Genomic DNA, 25,562 nt, shown 5'->3' on the forward strand with positions numbered 1-25,562 from the left:
CGTTGGCGCGGTTGTGGCGGGTGTTTGGTGTGGTGGCGGATGCGGTGGTGGGGCATTCGCAGGGGGAGATCGCTGCGGCGGTGGTGGCTGGCGCCCTGTCTTTGGAGGACGGGGCGCGGGTGGTGGCGTTGCGCAGCCGTGCGATTGTGCGGCTGGCGGGGAGCGGCGGGATGGTGTCCCTGGCCCTGCCTTCCGCTGAGGTGGAGGAGCGGCTCGCCGTGTGGGGTGGGCGCTTGTCGGTGGCGGCGGTCAACGGCCCGTCGGCGGTGGTGGTCTCGGGTGACACCGACGCCCTGGATGAGCTGGTGGAAGGCTGCGAGGCCGAGGGCGTACGGGCGCGTCGTATCGACGTGGACTACGCCTCCCACTCCGCCCATGTGGAGCGCATCGAGGCCGAGCTCCTGGAGGCCTTGAAGGGGATCTCGCCGTCCTCGTCAGAGGTACCGCTGTATTCCACGGTGACGGGTGACTGGTTGGACACCTCGGTCTTGGATGCCGGGTACTGGTACGGCAATCTCCGTCGCACGGTGGCCTTCGAGCCCGCCATCCGCGCCCTCGCAGGCGAGGGCTGTGGCGCGTTCGTGGAGATCAGTCCGCACCCGGTCCTGACGACGGCGGTCGAAGCGACCTTGGAGTCGGCCGACAGTACCGCTGTGGTGCTGGGTACTCTGCGCCGCGACGAGGGCGGTCTGGAGCGCATGCTCCTGGCGCTCGGGCAGGCCCATGTCCACGGCCTCTCCGTGGACTGGTCGCCGCTGTTCGAGGGCACCGGTGCCACCCGCGTCGAGCTGCCCACCTACCCCTTCCAGCGTGAGCGCTTCTGGCTGGGCCCTCAGGAGAGCGCGGCCCCGGCGCCCGCTACGGACGGCCTGTGGGAGGTCCTCGTACGCGAGGAGCCCGCCCGGCTCGCGGAGACGCTGAAGGTGACCCCGCAGGCCCTGGACGAGGTGTTGCCCGCGCTCTCGGCGTGGCGTGCCGAGCGGGCGCGGGAGCGGAGCGTCGACGCGTGGCGCCACCGCGTGGCATGGCAGCCGCTCGAACTGCCGCCCGCCTCGGTGCCCGAGGGGCGCTGGCTCGTGGTGTGCCCCGAAGCCGCGTGCCCCGAAGAAGCCGCGTACGTGGAAGAGGCGGCAGAGCCCGCAGCAGGCGCCGCCGACGACGTCGTGCGCGGGCTCCGCGCGCTCGGGATCGACCTCGCCGTGGTCACTGCCGAAGGGCCCGGACAGGGCCGCGCCGAGCTGGCCGCCGCGCTCGCGGACGCCGTGGCGGAGCGGCCCGTCGCCGGAGTCCTGTCCCTGCTCGCGGACGAGCGCCGCCCGCACCCCGACCACACCGACCTGCCCGGCGGACTCGCGCTCACCCTCGCGCTCGTGCAGGCGCTCGGGGACGCCGGGATCGACGCGCCGCTGTGGTGCGTCACCAGGGGCACGGCCGTGGTCGGCGCGGGGGAGCGGCCGGGCCCTTCCGCGTACGCGGCCGTCGCCGGTCTCGGCCGGTGCGTCGCCCTCGAACACCCGGACCGCTGGGGCGGGTTGGCCGACCTGCCCGCCGCACCGGACGAGCGGGCCCTGCGACGGCTGTGCGCCGTCCTGGCGTCGGTGACCGACGAGGACCAGGTCGCGGTCCGCTCGACCGGGGTGCACGGCCGTCGGCTGCGGCCCGCGCCCGTCACGCGCGGCGGCGCCCCCGCCGTCGAGGAGGGCTTCGGGACCGGCACCGTACTGATCACCGGAGGCACCGGAGGCGTCGGCGCCCATGTGGCGCGCTGGCTGGCCGCACAGGGCGCCGGACACCTGCTGCTGGTCAGCAGGCGCGGGCCGCAGGCGCCCGGGGCCGCCGCGCTGCGGGCCGAACTGGCCGACGCGGGCGCCGCCGTGACGGTCGCGGCGTGCGACGTCGCGGACCCCGGCCAGGTGACGGCGCTGCTCGACGCGCTGCCCCAGGACCGTCCGCTGACCGGGGTCGTGCACGCGGCGGGCGTCCTCGACGACGGCATGCTCGACGCCCTCACCCCGGCGCGGCTCGCCGTGTCGCTGCGCGCCAAGACGACCGCCGCCCGCGTCCTGCACGAGGCGACCGCGGGCCTGGACCTGGCGGCCTTCGTCGTCTTCACCTCCGTCATGGGCGTCGTCGGCAACGCCGGACAGGGCAACTACGCGGCGGCGAACGCGGCGTTGGAGTCCCTCGTCGCCGCCCGGCGCGCCGCCGGGCTGCCCGGCACGGCCCTCGCCTGGGGCGCCTGGGCCGCGGGCGAAGGCATGCTCGACGACGGCGTCGCCGGACGCCTGCGGGACCGGGGCCTGCCCTCCATGGACCCCGCGGCGGCCGTGACGGCCATCGGCCGCGCCCTCGCCGAGGACGACGGGCACGTCGTCGTCGCCGACGCGGACTGGCGGCGCTTCGCCGCCGCCACGGGGCCGCGCGCGACCGCGCTGCTCGCCGCGTACACCCGCCGGGACGGCGACGACGGCGAGCGCGCGCCCGGCACCCTGGACGGGACGCTGCGCGACCGGCTCGCCGCCGTGCCCGCCGCCGAGCGCGGCAGATTCGTCACCGACCTCGTCCGTACGCACGCCGCGGCCGTCCTGCGGCACCCCACCCCCGACGCCGTGCGGCCCGAACGGGCCTTCAACGACATGGGGATCGACTCCCTCACGGCGGTCGAGCTGCGCAACCGCCTCGCGGCCGCCACCGGTGTGCGCCTGCCCGCCACCGTGCTCTTCGACCGGCCGACCCCGGCCGTCCTCGCCGCCCACCTCCTGGCCGAACTCGGCGAGGCGGGCGCGGAAGGCGGGACCGACGGCGCCCGGGAGCCGGACGGCACGCCGACCGCGTACGACGCGGAGCCCATCGCCGTCGTCGGCATGGGCTGCCGGTTCCCCGGCGGTGCCGAGCGCCCCGCCGACCTGTGGCGGCTGCTCGCCGAGGGCCGGGACGCGGTCACGGACTGGCCCGCGGACCGGGGCTGGGACGCGGCCGGGCTCTACGACCCGGACCCGGACCGGGCGGGCACCACGTACTGCACCCAGGGCGCGTTCGTCACGGACGTGGCGGGGTTCGACGCCGAGTTCTTCGGGATCTCGCCGCGCGAGGCCCTCGCCATGGACCCGCAGCAGCGGCTCCTCCTGGAGACCTCCTGGGAGGCCCTGGAGCGCGCGGGACAGGACCCCGAGGCGCTGCGCGGCCGCCGCGTCGGCGTGTTCGTGGGCACCAACGGGCAGGACTACATGGGCCTCGCCGGAGCCGACCCCGAGGTGTCCGAGGGGCACCTCCTCACCGGGAACACGGCCAGCGTGCTGTCCGGCCGCGTCGCCTACGTCCTCGGCCTCGAAGGCCCCGCCCTCACCGTGGACACGGCGTGCTCCTCGTCGCTCGTCGCCGTGCACCTCGCCGTGCAGGCGCTGCGGCGCGGCGACTGCGAGCAGGCCTTCGCGGGCGGCGTCACGGTGATGAGCACACCCCGGCTCTTCGTCGAGTTCAGCCGCCAGCGCGGCCTCGCCCGCGACGGCCGCTGCAAGGCCTTCGGCGCGGGCGCCGACGGCACCTCCTGGGGCGAGGGCGCCGGAGTACTACTCCTGGAACGCCTCTGTGACGCCCGCCGGAGCGGCCACCCCGTCCTCGCCGTGCTCCGCGGCTCGGCCGTCAACCAGGACGGCGCCAGCAACGGCCTGACCGCCCCGAACGGCCCCGCCCAGCAGGACGTCATCCGGGCCGCGCTCGCCGACGCGGGGCTCCGCGCCGACCAGGTGGACGCCGTGGAGGCACACGGCACCGGCACCGTGCTCGGCGACCCGATCGAGGCCCAGGCGCTCCAGGCCGTCCACGCGGGGCGCCCCGCCGGACGGCCGCTGTGGCTCGGCTCGGTCAAGTCCAACATCGGGCACACCCAGGCCGCCGCCGGAGTGGCCGGGCTGATGAAGATGGTGCTCGCCCTCGAAGCCGGGGAGCTGCCCGGCACGCTCCACGCCGAGGAGCCGAACCCGCACGTCGACTGGGCCACGGGCGACGTACGCCTGCTGACCGGGCGCACCCCGTGGCCGGAGACGGGTGAGCCGCGCCGGGCCGGGGTCTCCTCGTTCGGCATCAGCGGCACCAACGCCCACGTGATCGTGGAACAGGCACCGCCCGCCGACGCCCCGGGCGCGGCGGACTCGCCTGACCCCCGTGGCGCCGCAGCCTCCCGCGCGGACGCTCCCCGCCCCGGCGTCGCCGTCCCGCTGCTCCTCTCCGCCCGTACGCCGGACGCCCTGCGCGCGCAGGCCGCGCAGCTGCGTGCGTACCTCAGCGGCCACCGGCCGTCGGACGAGGGGCCCACCCCCGGCGCCCTCGCCGACACGGCCCACGCCCTCGCCACCCGGCGCGCCGCGCTCGACCACCGCGCCGCCGTCCTCGGCCAGGACCCCGACGCCGTGCTCGCCGCCCTCGCCGCGCTGGCCGAGGGGAACTCCTCCGGGCGCCTTGTCACCGGGCACGCGGGCGCGGCAGGGCGCACGGCCTTCCTCTTCCCGGGGCAGGGCAGCCAGCGGGCGGGCACGGGCGCCGAACTGTACCGGCGCGAACCGGTCTTCGCCGACGCGCTCGACGCCGTCCTCACCCACCTGGCCCCGCACCTCTCGCCGGAGCTCGAACTGCCGCTGCGCGACGTCATGTTCGCCGCGCCCGGCACCGACGCGGCGGCGCTCCTCGACCGCACCGGCTGCACCCAGCCCGCGCTGTTCGCCCTCCAGGTCGCGCTGTTCCGGCTCACGGAGCACTGGGGCGTGCGGGCCGACCTGCTGCTCGGCCACTCCGTCGGCGAACTCGCCGCCGCCCACGTGGCCGGAGTCCTCGGCCTGCCGGACGCCTGCGCCCTGGTCGCCGCGCGCGGGAGACTCATGGACGCCCTCCCCGGCGGCGGCGCCATGGCGGCCGTCGAGGCCGACGAGGACGAGGTACGCGCCCTGCTCGCCGAAGCCGAGGACCCGGGCGTCTGCGTCGCGGCCGTCAACGGGCCGCGCGCCACCGTCCTGTCCGGCGACCGCGCCCCCGTGCTGCGCCTGGCCGAGTCCTTCCGGGCGCGCGGCCGCCGCACCAAGGAGCTCGCCGTCAGCCACGCCTTCCACTCGGCGCGCGTGGACGGCATGCTCGACGCCTTCCGGGCCGTGGCCCGGCAGATGACGTACGCGCCGCCGCGCATCCCCGTGATCTCGAACCTCACCGGGGCGCGCGCCACCGCCGACGACCTGTGCGACCCGGAGTACTGGGTGCGGCACGTGCGCGGCACCGTCCGCTTCCTCGACGGCGCCCGCACCCTGCTCGCCGAGTCCGCCACCAGCTGCCTCGAACTCGGCACGGGCGGCGTCCTGTCCGGCCTCGTCGAGGCGTGCCGGACCGACGGCGACGACTGCCGCGCGGTGCCGCTGCTGCGCGACGGCAGGGACGAGACCGCGTCGGTCACGGGCGCCCTCGCCGCGCTGCACGTCCGGGGCGCGGCCGTCGACTGGTCCGTGGGCTGCCCCGACCGGCTGCCCCGCCTCGACGACCTGCCCACCTACCCGTTCCGGCACCGCAGATACTGGCCCACCCCGCGCCCCGCCGAATCCGTCGACGCGGCGGACACCCGGACCTACCGCGTGGCCTGGCGCGCCCTGCCCGAACAGGCCGCCACGCCCGCCCTCACCGGCACCTGGCTGCTCGTCGTGCCCGAGGCCGCCGCGAGCCAGCCGCTCGCCGACGCCTGCCGGGGCGCGCTCGCCGAGCACGGCGCCGCCGTGTCCGTCCTCACCGTCCCGGACGGCACGGACCGGGCCGGGCTCGCCGCGCTCGTACCGGCCGGAGCGAACGGCGTCCTGTCGCTGCTCGCCACCGCTCCCACCGGAGGGACCGAGGCCACCCTGCTGCTCGTCCAGGCCCTCGGCGACGCGGGCACCGACGCCCCGCTGTGGTGCGCCACCACCGGCGCCGTCGCCGTGGACGGCCGGGGCCCGGGCCACCCCGAGCAGGCTCAGGTGTGGGGGCTCGGCCGGGTCGCGGCCCTCGAACACCCCGGCCGCTGGGGCGGGTTGGTGGACCTGCCGGAGCGGCCCGACGCCGCGTCGCTGCGCCGCCTGTGCGCCCTGCTGTCCGGATCCGTACGCACCGACGGCGGCTACGCCGAGGACCAGGTGGCCCTCCGCGCGGACGGCCTCCACGGACGCCGCCTCCTGCGAGCCGCGCCGACACCGGCGTACGACTCCCGTACGGCAGCCGACGACGCTCGTACGGCAGACAGCGGCGAGCCCGAGTGGTCCGCGCGCGGCACCGTCCTCGTCACCGGCGGCACCGGCGGTCTCGGCGCGCACGTCGCCCGGCGGCTCGCCCGCGACGGCGCCGAACACCTCGTCCTGACGAGCCGTCGCGGCCCCGAGGCGCCCGGCGCCCAGGAACTCGCCGCGGACATCGAGGCCTTGGGCGCCCGGGTCACCGTGGTGGCCTGCGACATGGCCGACCGGGACGCGCTCGCGCAGCTGCTCGACCGGCTCGCCGCCGACGGCGATGCCGTACGGGCCGTCTTCCACGCCGCGGGCGTCACCTCCGACACCCGCGTCGCGGACTGCACCCCGGCGCTGCTCGCCGAGGAGACCGCGGCCAAGGTGCGCGGCGCCGTCCACCTGGACGACCTGCTCGGCGAAGGCCTTGACGCGTTCGTGCTGTTCTCGTCGGTCTCCGCCACCTGGGGCAGCGCGGGCCAGGCCACCTACGCCGCCGCCAACGCCCACCTGGACGCCCTCGCCGAGCGGCGGCGCGCCGACGGCCGCGCGGCGGTCAGCGTGGCCTGGGGGCCCTGGGCGGGAGCGGGCATGGCGCACGGCGCGACCGGCGCGGGCCTGCGCCGCCTCGGCCTGGTCCCGATGGCGCCCGACGTGGCGCTCGACGCGCTGTGGCGGGCCCTGGAGCGCGACGACAGCGGCATCGTCGTCGCGGACATGGACTGGCCGCGCTTCGCCCCGGCCTTCCGGTCGGGGCGCGACAGCGCGCTGCTCGCCGAACTCCCCGACGCCGCCCCGGAGCCGGGCCCGGCAGCGGACCACGCGGTGTCGGACGCCTCGGCCCGCTGGCGCGACCGGCTCGCCGCGCTGCCGCACGCCGAGCGACCGCGGGCGCTCACCGACCTCGTGCGCGCCGAGGCGGCCGCCGTCCTCGGCCACGACTCGCCGGTCGCCGTCGAAGCCGCCCGGCCCTTCCACGACCTCGGCTTCGACTCGCTCACCGCCGTCGAACTGCGCAACCGCCTCGCCGCCGCCACCGGTCTGACCCTGCCCGCAAGCACCGTCTTCGACCACCCCACGGCCACCGCGCTCGGCGGCCACCTGCACGCCGAACTGACCGGCGCCGCCCCCGCACCGCAGGACGAGCCCACGCGGCCCGCCACCACCGACGAGCCGTTGGCGATCATCGGGATGGCGTGCCGCTTCCCCGGCGGCGTACGCGGCCCGGAGGACCTGTGGGACCTCGTCGCGGGCGAACGCGACGCCATCGGCCCGCTGCCCGCCGACCGGGGCTGGCCGCTGGAGGACCTCTACGACCCGGACCCCGAGCGCGAGGGCACCTTCTCCACCACGGGCGGCGGATTCCTCGACGGCGCCGGGGACTTCGACGCGGGCTTCTTCGGGATCTCGCCGCGCGAGGCCCTCGCCATGGACCCCCAGCAGCGCCTCCTCCTGGAGACCGCCTGGGAGGCCCTGGAGCGCGCGGGCATCGACCCGGGCTCGGTCCGCGGCAGCCAGGGCGGCGTCTACCTCGGCGTGGCCGCCCAGGGGTACGGCACCGGGCCGCGGGACCCGGCCGCCGCCGTCGAGGGGCATCTGCTCAGCGGCACGGTCACGAGCGTCGCCTCCGGCCGCATCGCCTACACCCTCGGCACCGAGGGCCCGGCCGTCACCGTCGAGACCGCCTGCTCCTCGTCCCTGGTCGCCCTGCACCTGGCCGGGCAGGCGCTGCGCGCGGGGGAGTGCTCCTTCGCGCTCGTCGGCGGCGCGGCCGTGATGGCGTCGCCCGACGTGTTCGTGGAGTTCAGCCGCCAGCGCGGCCTCGCGCCCGACGGCCGCTGCAAGTCCTTCGCCGCCGCCGCGGACGGCACCGGCTGGGGCGAGGGCGTCGGCATGCTCGTCGTCGAGCGGCTCTCGGAGGCCCGCCGCCGGAGCCACCCCGTCCTCGCCGTCGTCCGGGGCTCGGCGGTCAACCAGGACGGCGCGAGCAACGGCCTGACCGCACCCAGCGGCCCCGCCCAGGAGCGCGTCCTGCGCCGGGCGCTCGCCGCCGCCGGGCTCACCGGGGCCGACGTCGACCTCGTCGAGGCACACGGCACCGGCACCACCCTCGGCGACCCCATCGAGGCACAGGCCCTGCTCGCCGTCTACGGCCAGGACCGGCCCGCCGAACGGCCGTTGTGGCTCGGCTCGCTCAAGTCCAACATCGGCCACACCCAGGCCGCCGCGGGCGTCGCCGGGGTCATCAAGACGGTCCTGGCCCTGCGCCACGGCCTGCTGCCCCGCACCCTCCACGTGGACACGCCCACCCCCGAGGCCGACTGGTCCCGGGGAGCGGTGCGCCTGCTCACCGAGGCCCGCCCGTGGGACGACACCGGCCGCCCCCGCCGCGCGGGCGTGTCCTCCTTCGGCATGAGCGGCACCAACGCCCACGCGGTGCTCGAACAGGCCCCGGACGAGCCGCCGCTGCCCGAGCCCGCCGCGACGGCACCCACGGTCGACCCGGTCGCCACCGACACTGTCGTACTGCCCCTGTCGGCCGCCTCCGCGCCCGCCCTGCGCGCCCAGGCCCGCCGCCTGCGCGAGCACGCCGAAGCCGCCCCCGCCCTGCCCCTCGCGGACCTCGCCCACGCGCTCGCCACCACGCGCACCGCGTTCCCGCACCGGGCCACCGTGACCGGGCGCACCCGGGACGAACTCCTCGCCGCGCTCGCGGCCCTGGCCGACGGGGCGCCCGCGCCCGGCGCCGCCACCGGCCGCGCCGGAGAGGCCCGGACCGTGTTCGTCTTCCCCGGGCAGGGCTCGCAGTGGCCCGGCATGGCGCGCGAACTCCTGGACGGATCACCGGAGTTCGCCGCGCGGATCACCGCGTGTGCCCAGGCCCTCGCCCCGCACACGGACTGGTCGCTCCTTGACGTCCTGCGGGAAACCCCCGAGGCGGCGTCCCTGGAGCGCGTGGACGTGGTGCAGCCGGTGCTGTTCGCCGTGATGGTGTCGCTCGCGGAGGTGTGGCGCTCCTACGGTGTCGAGCCCGCGGCCGTGGTCGGGCACTCCCAGGGCGAGATCGCCGCGGCCTGCGTGGCCGGGGCGCTCACCCTGGAGGACGCCGCCCTGGTCGTCGCCCTGCGCAGCCGGGAGCTGCGGCGACTCGCGGGCCGCGGCGGCATGGTCTCGCTCGCCGCCCCCGAAGAGCACGTACGGGAACTGCTGCTGCCCTACGACGGGCGGATCGGCGTGGCCGCCGTCAACGGACCGGGGGCCGTCGTCGTCGCGGGCGCGCCCGACGCGCTGACCGGCCTCCAGGCCGACTGCGAGCAGGCGGGTGTCCGCGCCCGGCGGCTGCCCGTCGACTACGCCGCGCACTCCGCCCAGGTCGCCGACGTGGGCGACGCGCTGCGCACCGCCCTCGCCGACGTGCGGCCCCGGCCCTCGCGCATCCCGCTCTACTCCACCGTGACCGGCGACGTCGTCGACGGCACCGCCCTCGACGCCGACTACTGGTACCGCAACCTGCGCGAGCCGGTCGAGTTCGCCCGCACCACCGAGACCCTGCTCGCCGCGGGCCACGACCTGTTCGTCGAGACGAGCCCGCACCCCGTCCTGACCGCCGCCCTCACCGGGACCGCCGAGCGCGCGGAGCGGCCCGTCGCCGCCGTCGGCACGCTGCGCCGCGACGACGGCGGCACCGACCGGCTGCTCACCGCGCTCGCCGAGGCCTGGATCCACGGCGCCCCCCTCGACTGGGCCGCCGCCCTGCCCCGGCCCGCCCACCCCCACGTCCCCCTGCCCACCTACGCCTTCCAGCACGAGCGCTACTGGCTGGCCACACCGGGCCGGACCGCCGCCGTCGCCACCACCGCACCCGCGCAGGCCCCCGCGCCCGTGCCGAACGGCGACCCCGCGGCCGCCCTCGCCGCCCGGCTCGCGCCCTTGGACCGGGCCGACCGGCGCCGCGCCGTCCTCGACCTGGTCACCGCGCACGCCGCCGCCGTGCTCGGCCACTCCGGCCGCGCGGCCGTGGAGCCACGGCGGCCGTTCACCGCCGCGGGGTTCGACTCGATGCTCGCCGTGACGTTCCGCAACCGGCTCGGGGAGGCGACCGGGCTGCGGATCTCGCCCACCGCGGTCTTCGACCACCCCACGCCCGCCGCCCTCGCCGACCACCTCCACCAGCGGCTGTGCGCGGCCTCCGCACCGGCCCTGCCGGACCGCCCCCTCCACGAACACCTGGACGGGCTCGCCGCCGCGCTGGCCGCCGCCGGGCCCGACACACCGGGCGCCGACGCGATCGGCACCCGCCTGCGGGACCTGCTGCGCGCCTGGAACGACCGGCTGCCGCGGGACGGCGGCGAGGCGGACGGCGGGCCCGCCGTCGACACCGCCACCGCCGACGAACTCTTCGAACTGCTCGACAACAACTACGGGGCCTGAGGGAGAAGCGAGAACACCCATGCCGGACAACGACAAGCTCCTCGAATACCTCAGGCGCGCCACCGCCGACCTGGGAGACGCCCGCCGCCGACTGCGCGAGGCGGAGGACGCCCGCCACGACCCCGTGGCCATCGTCTCCATGAGCTGCCGCTACCCCGGCGGCGCCGACACCCCCGAACGCCTGTGGGACCTCGTCGACAGCGGCACCGACGCCATCACCGAGTGGCCCGCGGGGCGCGGCTGGGACACCGAGGCGCTCTACCACCCCGACCCCGACCACCCGGGCACCTCCTTCACGCGGCACGGCGGATTCCTGCACCGGGCCGGGGACTTCGACGCGGGCTTCTTCGGGATCTCGCCGCGCGAGGCCCTCGCCATGGACCCGCAGCAGCGCCTCGTCCTGGAGACCGCCTGGGAGGCCGTCGAGCGCGCCGCCATCGACCCGGACGCGCTGCGCGCCACCAGGACCGGCGTGTTCGTCGGCGCGATGCGCAACGACTACGGCAGCACCGCGCGGCACGTCCCCGAACTCCAAGGGCTCCTCGACACCGGCACGGCCGCCAGCGTCGTCTCCGGGCGCGTCGCCTACACCCTCGGCCTCGAAGGGCCCGCGCTCACCGTCGACACCGCCTGCTCCTCGTCCCTGGTGGCCGTGCACCTCGCGGTGCGCTCGCTGCGCTCCGGGGAGTGCTCCCTCGCCCTGGCGGGCGGCGTCGCCGTGATGGCGACCCCGGACGCGTTCGTCGCCTTCAGCCGTCAGCGCGCCCTGTCCGCCGACGGGCGCTGCAAGGCCTTCGCCGCGGCCGCCGACGGCACCGGCTGGTCCGAGGGCGTCGGCGTCCTCGTCCTGGAGCGCCTCGCCGACGCCCGCCGCAACGGCCACCAGGTCCTCGCCGTCATCCGCGGCTCCGCCGTCAACCAGGACGGGGCGAGCAACGGCCTGACCGCGCCCAACGGACCCGCGCAGGAGCGCGTCATCACCGACGCCCTCGCCGACGCCAGGATCGCCCCCGGCGACGTCGACGCCGTCGAGGCCCACGGCACCGGCACCCGCCTCGGCGACCCCATCGAGGCGCAGGCCCTGCTCGCCACCTACGGCAAGCACCGGCCCGCCGAACGGCCGTTGTGGATCGGCTCGTTGAAGTCGAACATCGGCCACACCTCCGGCGCCGCCGGTGTCGGCGGCATCATCAAGACGGTCATGGCCCTGCGCCACGGGCGGCTGCCCCGCACCCTCCACGTCGACGAGCCGACGCCCTTCGTCGACTGGTCACAGGGCGCCGTACGGGTCCTGGCCGAGCCCCGCCCCTGGCAGGCGCAGGGGCGCCCGCGCCGGGCCGGGGTGTCGGCGTTCGGCGTGAGCGGCACGAACGCGCACCTCGTCCTGGAGGAGGACACCCCGCAGGCCCCCACCGAACCGGAGCAGGACGCCACCGCGCCCGAACCCGCCGCGGGCCCGCTGCCCTGGGTGCTCTCCGCCCGCGACGAGGACGCCCTGCGCGCCCAGGCCACACGTCTGCTCGCGCACCTCGAAGACACCGGCACCGGCACCGACGAGGGCTCCACGGCAGGCGCGATCGGCCGGGCCCTGGCCACCACCCGCGCCGCCTTCGAGCACCGCGCCGCCGTCGTCGCCGACGACCGGGCGGGCTTCGTCGACGGCCTGACCGCGCTCGCCTCCGGCGCCACCGCGCCACACCTCGTCCGCGGCACCACGGGACCCGACGGCAAGACCGCGTTCGTCTTTCCCGGGCAGGGTTCGCAGTGGCCGGGCATGGCGGTCGGACTCCTGGACGCGGAGCCGGTGTTCGCGGCGCGCATGGCCGCGTGCGAGCGGGCCCTCGCCCCGTACGTGGACTGGTCGTTGGAGGCCGTGCTGCGCGGCGCTGATGGTGCGCCGTCGCTGGAGCGCGTCGATGTGGTGCAGCCTGCCCTGTTCGCAGTGATGGTGTCGCTGGCGGAGCTGTGGCGGTCGTACGGGATCGAGCCGGACGCGGTGGTGGGGCATTCCCAGGGCGAGATCGCGGCCGCCTGTGTGGCGGGCGCGTTGTCCCTGGACGACGCGGCGAAGGTCGTGGCGCTGCGCAGCCAGGCCCTCGGGGAGCTGGCCGGGCGCGGTGGCATGGCGTCCGTGCCGCTGCCCGCCGCGGACCTCGGCCCGCACCTGGAGCCGTGGGGTGACCGGTTGTCGGTCGCGGCTGTCAACGGGCCCGCGACCACGGTTGTTTCGGGTGATCCCGAGGCCGTGGAGGGTGTCGTCGCCGCCCTCGTCGCCCAGGACGTGCGGGCCCGCGTGATCCCCGTCGACTACGCCTCGCACTCCGCGCACGTCGAGGAGATCGAGGAGCGCCTCCTGGCCGCCCTCGCGGACCTCGCGCCGCGCCCCGCCGAGGTGCCGTTCTACTCCACTGTGGACGCTGCCTGGCTGGACGGCGGAGCTGTCCTCGACGCCGCGTACTGGTATCGCAACCTGCGGCGGACCGTGCGCTTCGAGGAGGCCGTGCGTGGCCTTCTCGACCAGGGCTACGGCTATTTCGTCGAGGCCAGCGCCCACCCGGTGCTCACCCTCGGCGTGGAGCAGACCGCCGAGGCCGCCGACCTGGAGCGGCCCGTCGCCGTGCTCGGCACGCTCCGCCGCGACGAGGGCGGCCGCGCGCGCTTCCTGCTCGCCCTCGCCCAGGCCCACACCCGCGGCCTGTCCCCGGACTGGTCCCGGGTGTTCGCCGGGCACACGGCCGCGACCGGGCTGCCCACCTACGCCTTCCGGCACCGCCCGTACTGGCTGGAGCTTCAGTCCGCGCCCACGGCCGTGGCCGCGCCGCCCGCCGACCCCGTGGCGGACCGGTTCTGGGAGGCCGTGCGCGCCGGTGACCTGCCGGAGCTGACCGCCACCCTCGGCGTCGGCCCCGAGGAGCCGCTGAGCGCCGTCCTGCCCGCGCTCGCCGCCTGGCGCGAACGGCGCGCCGCGCTCACCACCGTCGAGTCCTGGCGCTACCGGCCCGACTGGCAGCCGCTGCCCGAGCCCGCCGCCGCCCGGCTCCACGGCACCTGGCTCGTGCTGCTGCCCGCGTCGCTCGCCCTCGACCCGCAGTCCCTGGCCTGCGTCCGCGCCCTCCAGGACGCCGGGGCCACCGTGGTGAGCGTCGCCCTCGACGTGGCCGACCCCGAGCGGGGCCCGCTCCGCGACCGGCTCGCCGACGCCCTCGCCGAAGCCCTCACCGACGCCGAGGAGCCGCCCGCCGGAGTCCTGTCCCTGCTCGCCACCGACGAACGGCCGCACCCGCGCCACCCCGCCCTGTCCGTCGGCACCGCCCTGAGCCTCGCCCTCGTCCAGGCCCTCGGCGACGCGGGCCTCGACGCGCCGCTGTGGTGGGCCACGCGCGGCGCCGTCGCCGTCGGCCCCGCAGACCCGCCGGTGCGGCCCGCGCAGCACGCGGCCTGGGGCCTCGGCCGGTGCGCCGCCCTGGAGCACCCGCGCCGCTGGGGCGGGCTCGTCGACCTGCCGCCCGAGCTCGACCCCCGCGCCGCGTCCCGCCTGTGCGCGGTGCTCGCCGCGCCCGGCGACGAGGACCAGCTCGCCGTGCGCGCCGCGGGAGTCCACGGCCGCAGGCTCGTCCGGGCCCCGCTCGGCGACGCCGCGCCCCGCCGCGCCTGGACCCCGCGCGGCACCACGCTGATCACCGGCGGCACCGGCGGCCTCGGCGCGTACATCGCCCGCTGGCTCGCCCGCGAGGGCGCCGAACACCTCGTCCTGATCAGCCGCCGCGGCGCCGACGCCCCCGGCGCCACCGAACTCGCCGCGGAACTCACCGCGTTGGGTGCCCGCACCACCGTCGCCGCGTGCGACATCACCGACCGGGACGCCCTCGCCGCCCTCGTCGCTGGCCTCACGGCCGACGGCTGCGAGATCCGGTCCGTGCTGCACGCCGCCGCCGGGGGCTCCCTCGTGGCGCTCGACGACACGGACGCGGCCGAGTTCGCCGACACGCTGCACGCCAAGGCCCTCGGCGCGGACCACCTGGACGCCCTGTTCGACCGGGACACGCTCGACGCGTTCGTGCTCTTCTCCTCCATCTCCGGCGTCTGGGGCAGCGCGATCCACGGCGCCTACGCCGCCGCCAACGCCCACCTGGACGCGCTCGCCGAGAACCGCAGAGCCCGGGGCCTGGCCGCCACCTCCGTGGTGTGGGGCATCTGGAGCCCCGAGGACGGCGGCGGCATGGCCGCGAACCTCGCCGAGGACCAACTCCGCGCCCAGGGCGTGCTCTTCATGCCGCCCGCCACCTGCGTCACCGCCCTGAAGCAGGTACTCGACCACGACGAGACCCTCGTCCTGGTCGCCGACATCGACTGGGACCGCTTCGCCACCGTCTTCACCACCAGCAGGCCGAGCCCCCTCATCACCGCCGTCCCCGAGGCCCGCGCCGCCCTCGCCCCGGACCCCGCCCCCGCCGACGCCGCCACGGACCCGGCAGGCGGCCTCCGCGCCCAGCTGCGCGACCTGACCGAACCCGAGCGCGAACGCGCCCTGTCCGCCCTGGTGCTCACCGAGGCCGCCGCCGTACTCGGCCACGACGCGCCCGACGCGCTCGCGCCCGAACGCGCCTTCCGCGACCTCGGCTTCGACTCGCTGACCGCCGTCGAGATGCGCAACCGCCTCACCGCGGCCACCGGTCTGCGCCTGCCCGTCACCCTCGTCTTCGACTACTCCTCGCCCGCCGCGCTCGCCCGCCACCTGCGCGCCGAACTCCTCGGCGACGGGGCCCCGTCGGCCGCCGCGCCGGAGCTGCGCGCCGCCCCGGCCGACGACGACCCGATCGTCATCGTCTCCATGAGCTGCCGCTACCCGGGCGGCGTCACCACCCCCGAAGAGCTGTGGCAGCTCGTCGCCGAGGGCCGCGACGCGGTCGCGGGCCTCCCCGCCGACCGGGGCTGGGACCTCGACGCGCTCTACGACGCCGACCCCGACCGGCCCGGCACCAGCTACGCGACGGCGGGCGGCTTCGTCTACGACGCGGGCCGCTTCGACGCGGGCTTCTTCGGCATCTCCCCGCGCGAGGCCCTCGCCATGGACCCGCAGCAGCGCCTGCTCCTGGAGACCTCCTGGGAGGCCCTGGAACGCGCCGGGATCGACCCGCACACCTTGCGCGGCAGCCGCACCGGCGTCTTCGCGGGCGCCGCCTACCAGGGCTACGGCGGCAGCATGGACGACGTACCGGAAGAGCTGGAGGGCCTGTTCGTCGCGGGCATCTCCACCAGCGTCCTGTCCGGCCGCGTCGCCTACACGCTCGGCCTCGAAGGGCCCGCCGTGACCGTCGACACGGCCTGCTCCTCCTCCCTCGTCGCCGTCCACACCGCCGCGCAGGCCCTGCGCAACGGCGACTGCACGCTCGCCCTCGCGGGCGGCGCCACCGTCATCGGCTCGCCGCTCACCTTCACCGGCTTCAGCCGTCAGCGGGGCCTCGCCGCCGACGGCCGCTGCAAGTCCTTCGCGGCCGCCGCCGACGGCTTCGGCATGGCCGAGGGCGTCGGCCTGCTCCTCCTGGAGCGCCTGTCCGACGCCCGCCGGGGCGGCCACCCCGTCCTCGCCGTCCTGCGCGGCTCCGCCGTCAACCAGGACGGCGCGAGCAACGGCCTCACCGCCCCCAGCGGCCTGGCCCAGCAGCGCGTGATCGCCGAGGCCCTCGCCGACGCGGGCCTGTCCGCCGCCGATGTCGACGCCGTGGAGGCCCACGGCACCGGCACCACCCTCGGCGACCCCATCGAAGCCGACGCGCTGCTCGCCACCTACGGGCAGGAGCGCGAAAAGCCCCTGCTCCTGGGCTCGTTGAAGTCCAACATCGGGCACAGCCAGGCCGCCGCCGGAGTCGCGGGCATCATGAAGATGGTCCTCGCCCTGCACCACGAGGTGCTCCCCGCGACCCTGCACGTGGACGCGCCGTCCCCGAACGTCGACTGGTCCGCGGGCGCCGTCTCGCTGCTCACCGAGGCCGCGCCCTGGCCCGCGAACGGCCACCCCCGGCGCGCCGGGATCTCCTCCTTCGGGCTCAGCGGCACCAACGCCCACGTCGTCGTCGAGGAGCCGCCCGCCGACGAGGAACCGGCCGGGGCCGAGCCCGAGTGCCCCGACACGGCCGTGCCGTGGGTGCTCTCCGCGCGCAGCCCCGAAGCGCTGCGCGAGCAGGCCGTCCGCCTGCGCGCCCACGTCACGGCCCGGCCCGGCCTGCGCCCCGCCGACGTCGGACACTCCCTGGCCACCACGCGCACCGCCTTCGAACACCGCGCCGCCGCCGTCGGACGCGACCGGGACGCCCTCCTCGCCGCCCTCGACACCCTGATCGACGGCCGCACCGGACCCGGAGCCGTGCGCGGCACCACCGCCCAGGACCGGCGCGCCGTGTTCGTCTTCCCCGGACAGGGCTCGCAGTGGCCGGGCATGGCGCGTGAACTCCTGGACACCTCGCCGGAGTTCGCCGCGCGGATCGCCCAGTGCGCGGACGCGCTGGCCCCGCACACGGACTGGTCGCTCCTTGACGTACTGAAGGAAGCCCCTGAGGCGGCGTCCCTGGAGCGCGTGGACGTGGTGCAGCCGGTGCTGTTCGCCGTGATGGTGTCGCTCGCGGAGGTGTGGCGCTCCTACGGTGTCGAGCCCGCGGCCGTGGTCGGGCACTCCCAGGGCGAGATCGCCGCGGCCTGCGTGGCCGGGGCGCTCACCCTGGAGGACGCCGCCCGCGTCGTCGCCCTGCGCAGCAAGGTCCTGCGCGCGCTCACCGGGCGCGGCGGCATGCTGTACGTCCCGCTGCCCCCGGAGCGGGTGGAGGCCCGACTCGCCCCCTGGACGGACCGGTTGAGCGTCGCCGCCGTCAACGGCCCCACCACGGTGACCGTCTCGGGCGACCCCGACGCCCTGGGTGAGCTGCACACCGCGCTCGCCGACGACGGCGTACTGTGCTGGCCGCTGCCCGGCGTCGACTTCGCCGGGCACTCGCCGCAGGTCGAGGAGATCCACGACGAACTGCGCACCCTGCTCGCCGGAATCGCCCCGCGCCCCTCCCGCGTGCCCTTCTACTCCACCGTCACCGGCGCCGCCCTGGACACCACCGCCCTCGACGCCGACTACTGGTACCGCAACCTGCGCGAGCCCGTCGACTTCCACCGGGCCCTGGGCGCCCTGCTCGCCGCCGGACACCGCCTGTTCGTCGAGGCCAGCACCCACCCCGCCCTCACCGTCTGGCTCCAGGAGGCCCTGGAGGCCGCGGGCGGCGACGGCGGCGCCGTCGGCACCCTGCACCGGGGCGAGGGCGGCCGCGACCGCGTGCTCACCTCGCTCGCCGAACTCCACGTCCTGGGCCACCCCGTGGACTGGGACGCCGTCTTCGACGGCACCGGCGCCCGCCGCGTCGACCTGCCCACCTACGCCTTCCAGCGGCGCCACTACTGGATGGAGCCCGCGCCCCGAAAGGCCGCCACCGCCCCCGTCGGCACGGACCCCGTCGACCGCGGCTTCTGGGACGCCGTGGCGGGTCAGGACCCCGACGCCCTCGCCCGGCACCTGCGCATCGAGGACGACGACGTACGCGCGGCCATGAGCACCGTCGTGCCCGCGCTCTCCCAGTGGCTGCACGGCCGCCGGGGCCGGACCACCCTCGACTCCTGGCGCCACCGCGTCACCTGGAAGCCCTTGCCCCAGGAGCGCGCGGCGGAACTCGGCGGCACCTGGTGGGTGGCCGTGCCCGAGGCCGCCGCCGCGGACCCGGCCGTCGCCGCCTGCGCCCAGGCCCTGCGCGAGCACGGCGCGCACCCCGTCGTCGTGGAACTCGGTGCGGACGACGCCGGGGCGAGCGGGCGGGGCCCGCTCGCCGGGCGCCTGCGTGCCCTCGCCCAGGAGTCCCCGGCCGACGGCGTCCTGTCCCTGCTCGCCCTCGCCGACGCCCCGTACGCCGAGGGCACCGCCCTGCCCGTCGGCCTCGCGCTCACCACCGCGCTGCTCCAGGCGCTCGGTGACGCCGAGGCGAAGGCACCGCTGTGGTGCGCCACCCGCGGGGCCGTCTCCGTGGGCCGCTCCGACCGCCTCGACGCGCCCCTGGGCGCCCTGCACTGGGGCCTCGGCGGAGTGGCCGCCGTCGAGCACCCCGAGCGCTGGGGCGGCCTCGTCGACCTGCCCGCCCGCCTCGACGCACGGGCCCGCGCCCGGCTCGCCGCGGTCCTCGCGGCCCCGGACGGCGAGGACCAGCTCGCGATCCGCGCCTCCGGCGTGTTCGGCCGCCGCCTCGCCCACGCCGCGCCCAGGCCCGAGCCCGAAGGACCCGGCTGGACGCCCGACGGCACCATCCTGATCACCGGCGGCACGGGCGGCCTCGGCGCCCAAATCGCCCGCAGGCTCGCCCGGAGCGGCACCGCGCATCTGCTTCTGACCGGCCGCCGCGGCCCGGACGCCCCGGGCGCCGCCGCGCTCGCCGCCGAACTCACCGCACTCGGCACCGAGTTCACCATCGCCGCCTGCGACGCAGCCGACCGCGACGACCTCGCCGCGCTCCTCGGCGCCGTCCCGCCGGGGCGCCCGCTGCGCGCCGTGTTCCACGCCGCGGGCGTCCTGGACGACGGCGTCCTCGACACGCTCACCCCCGAACGCGCCGCCGGGGTCCTGCGCCCCAAGACGGACGCCGCGCTCCACCTCGACGCGCTCACCCGGGACGCGGACCTGACGGCCTTCGTGCTGTTCTCCTCCCTCGCGGGCACCCTCGGCGGCACCGGGCAGGGCAGCTACGCCGCCGCCAACGCCTTCCTCGACGCCCTCGCGCAGACGCGCCGCGACCACGGCCTGCCCGCCACCTCCGTGGCCTGGGGCCTGTGGGGCGGCGACAGCCTGGCCGCGGGCGCCACCAGCGAACGCCTGGTCCGCAGCGGCCTGCCCGCCATGGACCCCGAACTCGCCGTCGAGGCCCTCTGGCAGGCCCTGGCCGACGACGAGACCCGGCTGATCGTCGCCGACTTCGCCTGGGACCGCTTCGTCCGCGCCTACACCGCGCTGCGGCCCAGCGCTCTCCTGGCCGACGTGCCCGAGGCGCGCGGCGCCCTCGCCGAGCGCGCCGCCGCACCGGGCGCCGCCGAGAACACCCTCGTGGCGCGGCTCACCGGCCTCGGCGACGCCGAACGCACCCAGGAACTGGCGGACCTGGTGCGCGCCCTGGCCGCCGACGTGCTCGGGCACGACGACCCCGCCGCGATCGCACCGGAGCGCGCCTTCAAGGACCTCGGCTTCGACTCCCTGACCGCCGTGGAGCTGCGCAACCGCGTCGCCGAGGCCACCGGCCTGCGCCTGCCCGTCACGCTCGTCTTCGACCGGCCCACCACCACCGCGCTCGTCGACCACCTGCGCGAGGAACTGCTCGGCACGGCGGCGCCCGCACCCGCGACGGCCCCCCTGCCCGCCGCGGCGGCCGTCACCGACGACGACCCGATCGCGATCGTCGCGATGAGCTGCCGCTTCCCCGGCGGCGTCCAGACTCCCGAGGACTTCTGGCGGCTCCTCGCCGACGGCACCGACGCCATCTCCGCCTTCCCCACCGACCGCGGCTGGGACCTGGAGGGCCTCTACGACCCGGACCCGGAGAAGGTCGGGCGCACCTACGCCCGCGAAGGCGGATTCCTCTACGACGCCGCCCACTTCGACCCCGCCTTCTTCGGCATCTCGCCGCGCGAGGCCCTCGCGGTCGACCCCCAGCAGCGGCTCCTCCTGGAGACCGCCTGGGAGGCCTTCGAGCGGGCGGGCATCGACCCGCGGACCCTCAAGGGCAGCGACGGCGGGGTCTTCGTCGGCTCCAGCTACCGCGACTACGGCTCCCGCGTCACCGAGCCGTCCGAGGAGTTCGAGGGCTACCTCGGCATCGGCAGCGCGGGCAGCGTCGCCTCCGGGCGCATCGCGTACACCTTCGGCCTGGAGGGCCCCGCCGTGACCGTGGACACGGCCTGCTCCTCCTCGCTGGTCGCCGTCCACATGGCGGCGCAGGCGCTGCGCTCCGGCGAGTGCTCCCTCGCGCTCGCGGGCGGCGTCACGGTGATGGCCACGCCCGGCGCGTTCGTCGAGTTCTCCCGCCAGCGCGGGCTCGCCGCCGACGGCCGCTGCAAGCCGTTCGCGGCCGCCGCCGACGGCACCGCCTGGGCCGAGGGCGCGGGCATGGTGCTCCTGGAGCGCCTCTCCGACGCGCGCAGGAGCGGCCACCCCGTGCTCGCCCTGGTCCGCGGCTCGGCCGTCAACCAGGACGGCGCCAGCAACGGCCTCACCGCCCCCAACGGCCCCTCCCAGCAGCGCGTCATCCGCCAGGCCCTCGCGGGCGCGGGCCTCGCCCCCGGCGACGTGGACGCCGTCGAGGCCCACGGCACCGGCACCCGCCTCGGCGACCCCATCGAGGCCCAGGCCCTGCTCGCCACGTACGGACAGCAGCGCGACACACCGCTGTACCTGGGCTCGTTGAAGTCCAACATCGGTCACGCCCAGGCCGCCGCGGGCATCGCGGGCATCATCAAGATGGTCCTGGCCATGCGGCACGGCGCGCTCCCGGCCACCCTCCACGTCGACGAGCCGACGCCGTACGTGGACTGGTCGGCGGGGCGCGTCCGCGTGGTCACCGAGCACACCGCCTGGCCCGAGGGGGACCGCCCGCGCCGCGCCGGCGTGTCGTCCTTCGGCGTGAGCGGCACCAACGCGCACACCATCCTGGAACACGTCCCCGACCCCGCGCCCCCCGCCGCGGCGCCGCCCTCGGGCCGCCGTCTGCCCTGGCTGCTCTCCGCCCGCGGCGAGGACGCCCTGCGCGCCCAGGCCCGGCGCCTGCTCGATGGCGTCACCGCCGCGCCGGAGCAGCACCCCGACGCCGTCGGCAAGGCCCTGGCCACCGGCCGCACCGCCTTCGAGCACCGGGCCGTCCTCGTCGGCGCCGACCGCGAAGGCCTCCTGGCCGCGCTCGCCGACGGCACCCCCTCGGCCGACGTCATCGAGGGCGCCACCGGCCGGGCGGGCAGGACGGCCTTCCTCTTCCCCGGCCAGGGCAGCCAGCGCCCGCGCATGGGCGCGGAACTGTACGAGCGCTTCGAGGCGTTCGCCGACGCCTTCGACGCGGTGTGCGCGGAACTCGACCCGCTCCTCGACCGCCCGCTGCGCGACGTGATCGCCGCGCCGGAGGGCAGCGCGGACGCGGCCCTGCTGCACACCACGGCCTACACCCAGCCCGCCCTGTTCGCCGTCGGCGTCGCCCTGCACCGGCTCCTGGAGTCGTACGGCGTGCGCCCCGACCTCGTCACCGGGCACTCCGTGGGACAGCTCGCCGCCGCGCACGCCGCCGGGGTGCTCTCGCTGCCGGACGCCTGCGCCCTCGTGGCCGCGCGCGGCCGCCTGATGCAGGCCATGCCCGGCGGCGGCGCGATGGTCTCCCTCACCGTCCCCGAGCCGGAGCTGCTGCCCCACCTCGCGGGCCGCGAGGGCGAGATCGCGGTGGCCGCCGTCAACGGACCCGCCGCCACCGTCCTGTCCGGCGACGCGGCGGCCGTCGAGGAGATCGCCGCCCACTGGCGGGACAAGGGCCACAAGACCCGGCGCCTCACCGTCAGCCACGCCTTCCACTCCCCGCACATGGACGACATGCTGGACGACTTCAGGGCCGTCGCCGAACAAGTCACCTACCACGCGCCGCGGATCCCCGTCGTCTCCGACCTGACCGGCGCCGTCGCCACCGCCGAGGAGCTGCGCGACCCCGGCCACTGGGTCCGCCACGTCCGCTCCACCGTCCGCTTCCTGGACGCCGTACGGACCCTGGAGGCCGAAGGCGCCACCGCGTACGTGGAACTCGGGCCCGACGGCTCCCTGACCGCGCTCGGCCAGGAGTGCCTGACCGGGCCCGCCGACGGCACCGCCGCGGTGCCGCTGCTCCGCAAGGACGCGCCGGAGGAGGCCGCGTTCACCGGGGCCCTGGCCCACCTGCACGTCCACGGCGTGCGGGTCGACTGGGCGCCGCTGTTCGCGCGGGTCCCGGCCGGGCACGTCGAGCTGCCCACGTACGCCTTCCAGCGCGCCCGCTACTGGCTCCCGCCGACCCCGCCCACCGGCGACATGCCCGCCGCGGGCCTGCTTCCCGCCGGGCATCCGCTGCTCGGCGCGGGCGCCCCGCTCGCCGACACCGGCGGCCACCTGTTCACCGGCCGCCTCTCCGTGGCCGCCCACCCCTGGCTCGCCGACCACGCCGTCCTCGGCGCCGCGCTCCTGCCCGCCACGGCCTTCCTCGAACTCGCCGTCCACGCGGGCGACGAGCTGGGCTGCGCCGAGGTCGACGAACTCACCCTGGAAGCGCCCCTGACCCTGCCCGAGCGGGGCGCCGTCACCCTCCAGCTCACCGTCCAGGCGCCCGACGCGGGCGGCGGCCGCGCCTTCGCCTTCCACGCCAGGCCCGAACACGCCGCGCCGGACGAGCCCTGGACCCGGCACGCCACGGGCCGCCTGAGCCCCGGCGAGCACACACCGCCCGAGGACCTCACCGCCTGGCCGCCCGCCGGAGCCGAACCCCTCGACGTCGACGGCCTCTACGCGCGCCTCGCCGACGGCGGCTTCGCCTACGGCCCCGCCTTCCAGGGCCTGTGCGCCGCCTGGCGCCTGGGCGACACCGTCTACGCCGAGGCCCGCCTGCCCGAGGCCCAGGCACCCGACGCCGGACGCTACGGCCTCCACCCCGCGCTCCTCGACAGCGTCCTGCACGCGCTGGCCTTCGGCGTCCTCGAAGGCAGCGACCAGGGCTGGCTGCCGTTCTCCTGGAGCGCCGTACGCCTGCACGCCGCGGGCGCGGCCGCGCTGCGCCTGCGCATGACACCGGCCGGGCGCGACGCCGTCGCGTGGACGGTGGCCGACCCCACGGGCGCCCCGGTTGCCTCGGCCCGCTCCCTGGTGCTCAGGCCCGTGTCGGCCGACCGCCTCCAGGAGTCGCGCACCGGCACCCACGAGGACATGTTCCGCCTGGAGTGGCCCGCCCTCGCGGTGGCCGACACCGCCCCCGCGTCCTGCGCCGTGCTCGGCGACGCCCTGCCCGGCCTCGCGCCCGCCCATCCGGACCTCGCCGCCCTGGGAGCGGCGATCGAGGCGGGCGCCGAGGTACCCGCCCTCGTCGTGACCGCGCTGCCGCCCACGACCGGGGAGCTCGCCGCGTCCGTCCACGAGCTCACCGGCAGCGTCCTGGAGCTGGTGCGGGCCTGGCTCGCCGACGAGCGGTACGCGGGCGCCAAGCTGGCCCTCGTCACCACCGGAGCCGTGCCCGTCGGACCCGACGACGACGTGGCCGACCCCGCGCAGGCCGCCGTCTGGGGCCTGGTCCGCTCCGCGCAGACCGAGCACCCCGACCGGTTCGTGCTGCTCGACACCGACGGCGAGCCCGCGTCGGACGCCGCCCTCGCCGCGGTCCTCGCCGCGGCGCACGGCACGGGGGAGCCCCAACTCGCCCTGCGCGCCGGGCAGCCGCACACCGCGCGCCTCGCCCGGGTGCCCGGCTCCACCCCCGTGCGCGCACCCGGCTGGGACCCCGAGGGCACCGTCCTGATCACCGGCGGCACCGGCTCCATCGGCTCCCTGATCGCCCGTCACCTCGCGGGCGAGCACGGCGTACGGCACCTGCTGCTCACCAGCCGCAGCGGACCCGCCGCCGACGGCGCCGACGCGCTCCGCGCCGAACTGGCCGCCCTCGGCGCCGAGGCGGAGATCGTCGCCTGCGACGCCGCCGACCGGGAGGCCCTGGAGAAGGTCCTCGGCGCCCTGGAGCACCCGCTGCGCGGCGTCGTGCACACCGCGGGCGTCATCGACGACGGCGTCGTCGCCGACATGACCGGGCACCAGCTCCACCGGGTGCTGCGCCCCAAGGTGGACGCCGTCGTCCACCTGCACGAGCTGACCGCGGACCTCGACCTGTCCGCGTTCGTCGTCTTCTCCTCCATCGCCGGTGTCTTCGGCGGCATGGGCCAGGCCAACTACGCGGCGGCCAACGCCTTCCTGGACGCCCTCGCCCACCGGCGCCGGGCCCGGGGCCTGCCCGCCGCCTCGCTCGGCTGGGGCCTGTGGGCCACCGGCGGCGGCATGACCGGACACCTCGGCGAGGCCGACCTCGCCCGCATCGCCCGCGGCGGCATCGTCGCCTTCACCCCTGCCGACGGCGTCGCCCTCTTCGACGCGGCCACCGGCCTGGACGCGCCCGCGCTGCTGCCCCTGCGCCTGGACACCGGGGCGCTCGCGGCCCAGGCCGCCGCCGGAGGCGTGCCCGCCTTCCTGCGCGGCCTCGTCCGCACCCCGGCGCGCCGGGCCGCGGCGGGCGACGGGCCGGGGCCCGACGCCGCGGACGCCCTGCGCGGACGCCTGGCGGGGCTGCCCCCGGCGCAGCGCGCCCGGGTCCTGGCCGACGTGGTCCGCACCCACGCCGCGCTGGTCCTCGGCTTCCCCGACCCGGCGGCCCTCAGCACCGAACAGCCCCTGCTCGACCTCGGCTTCGACTCGCTGACCGCGGTGGAACTGCGCAACCGGCTGCGCGCCGCCACCGGCCTGCACCTGCCCGCGACCCTGCTCTTCGACCACCCGACGGCCGCCGCGGTGGCCCGCCACCTGGCCGACGAGATCGCCCCGGGGGACGGCACGGCCGGGACCGGCCCCGCCGCCCTCGCCGAACTCGAACGCCTGGAGGCCGTGGTGCGCGACGGCCTGCCCGACGACGGCGCCCGCACCACCCTCACGGCCCGCCTCCAGGACCTCCTGGAGACGCTCCGCCCCGGCACCGAACCGGACGCGGACGCCGTGGAGGACCGCATGGGCTCCACCGACGACGACCTCTTCGCCTTCATCGACAACGAACTCGGCAGGCCATGACGGCACCCCGCCGCCCC

The 25,562-nt window shown here is 77.2% G+C and carries 2 protein-coding genes; both read left to right on the forward strand.

Going from position 1 to position 25,562, the window contains the following annotated elements:
* Positions 1-10,658, forward strand: a 10,658-nt coding sequence (locus tag ACIG3E_RS40690) for an SDR family NAD(P)-dependent oxidoreductase (protein ID WP_399626222.1), incomplete at its 5' end; no start/stop codon positions are given.
* Between the two features lie 19 nt (positions 10,659-10,677).
* A complete protein-coding gene (locus ACIG3E_RS40695) occupies positions 10,678-25,545 on the forward strand; it encodes a type I polyketide synthase (RefSeq protein WP_399626223.1) in 14,868 nt (4,955 codons plus the stop codon).
* The last annotated feature ends 17 nt before the right edge of the window (positions 25,546-25,562 follow it).

The sequence above is a fragment of the Streptomyces sp. NPDC053474 genome, from assembly GCF_044544845.1.
Lineage (GTDB): Bacteria > Actinomycetota > Actinomycetes > Streptomycetales > Streptomycetaceae > Streptomyces.

Excerpts from the sequence above, each read along its gene's own strand:
- ACIG3E_RS40695 (WP_399626223.1), top strand. The coding sequence starts at position 10,678 with ATGCCGGACAACGACAAGCTCCTCGAATACCTCAGGCGCGCCACCGCC.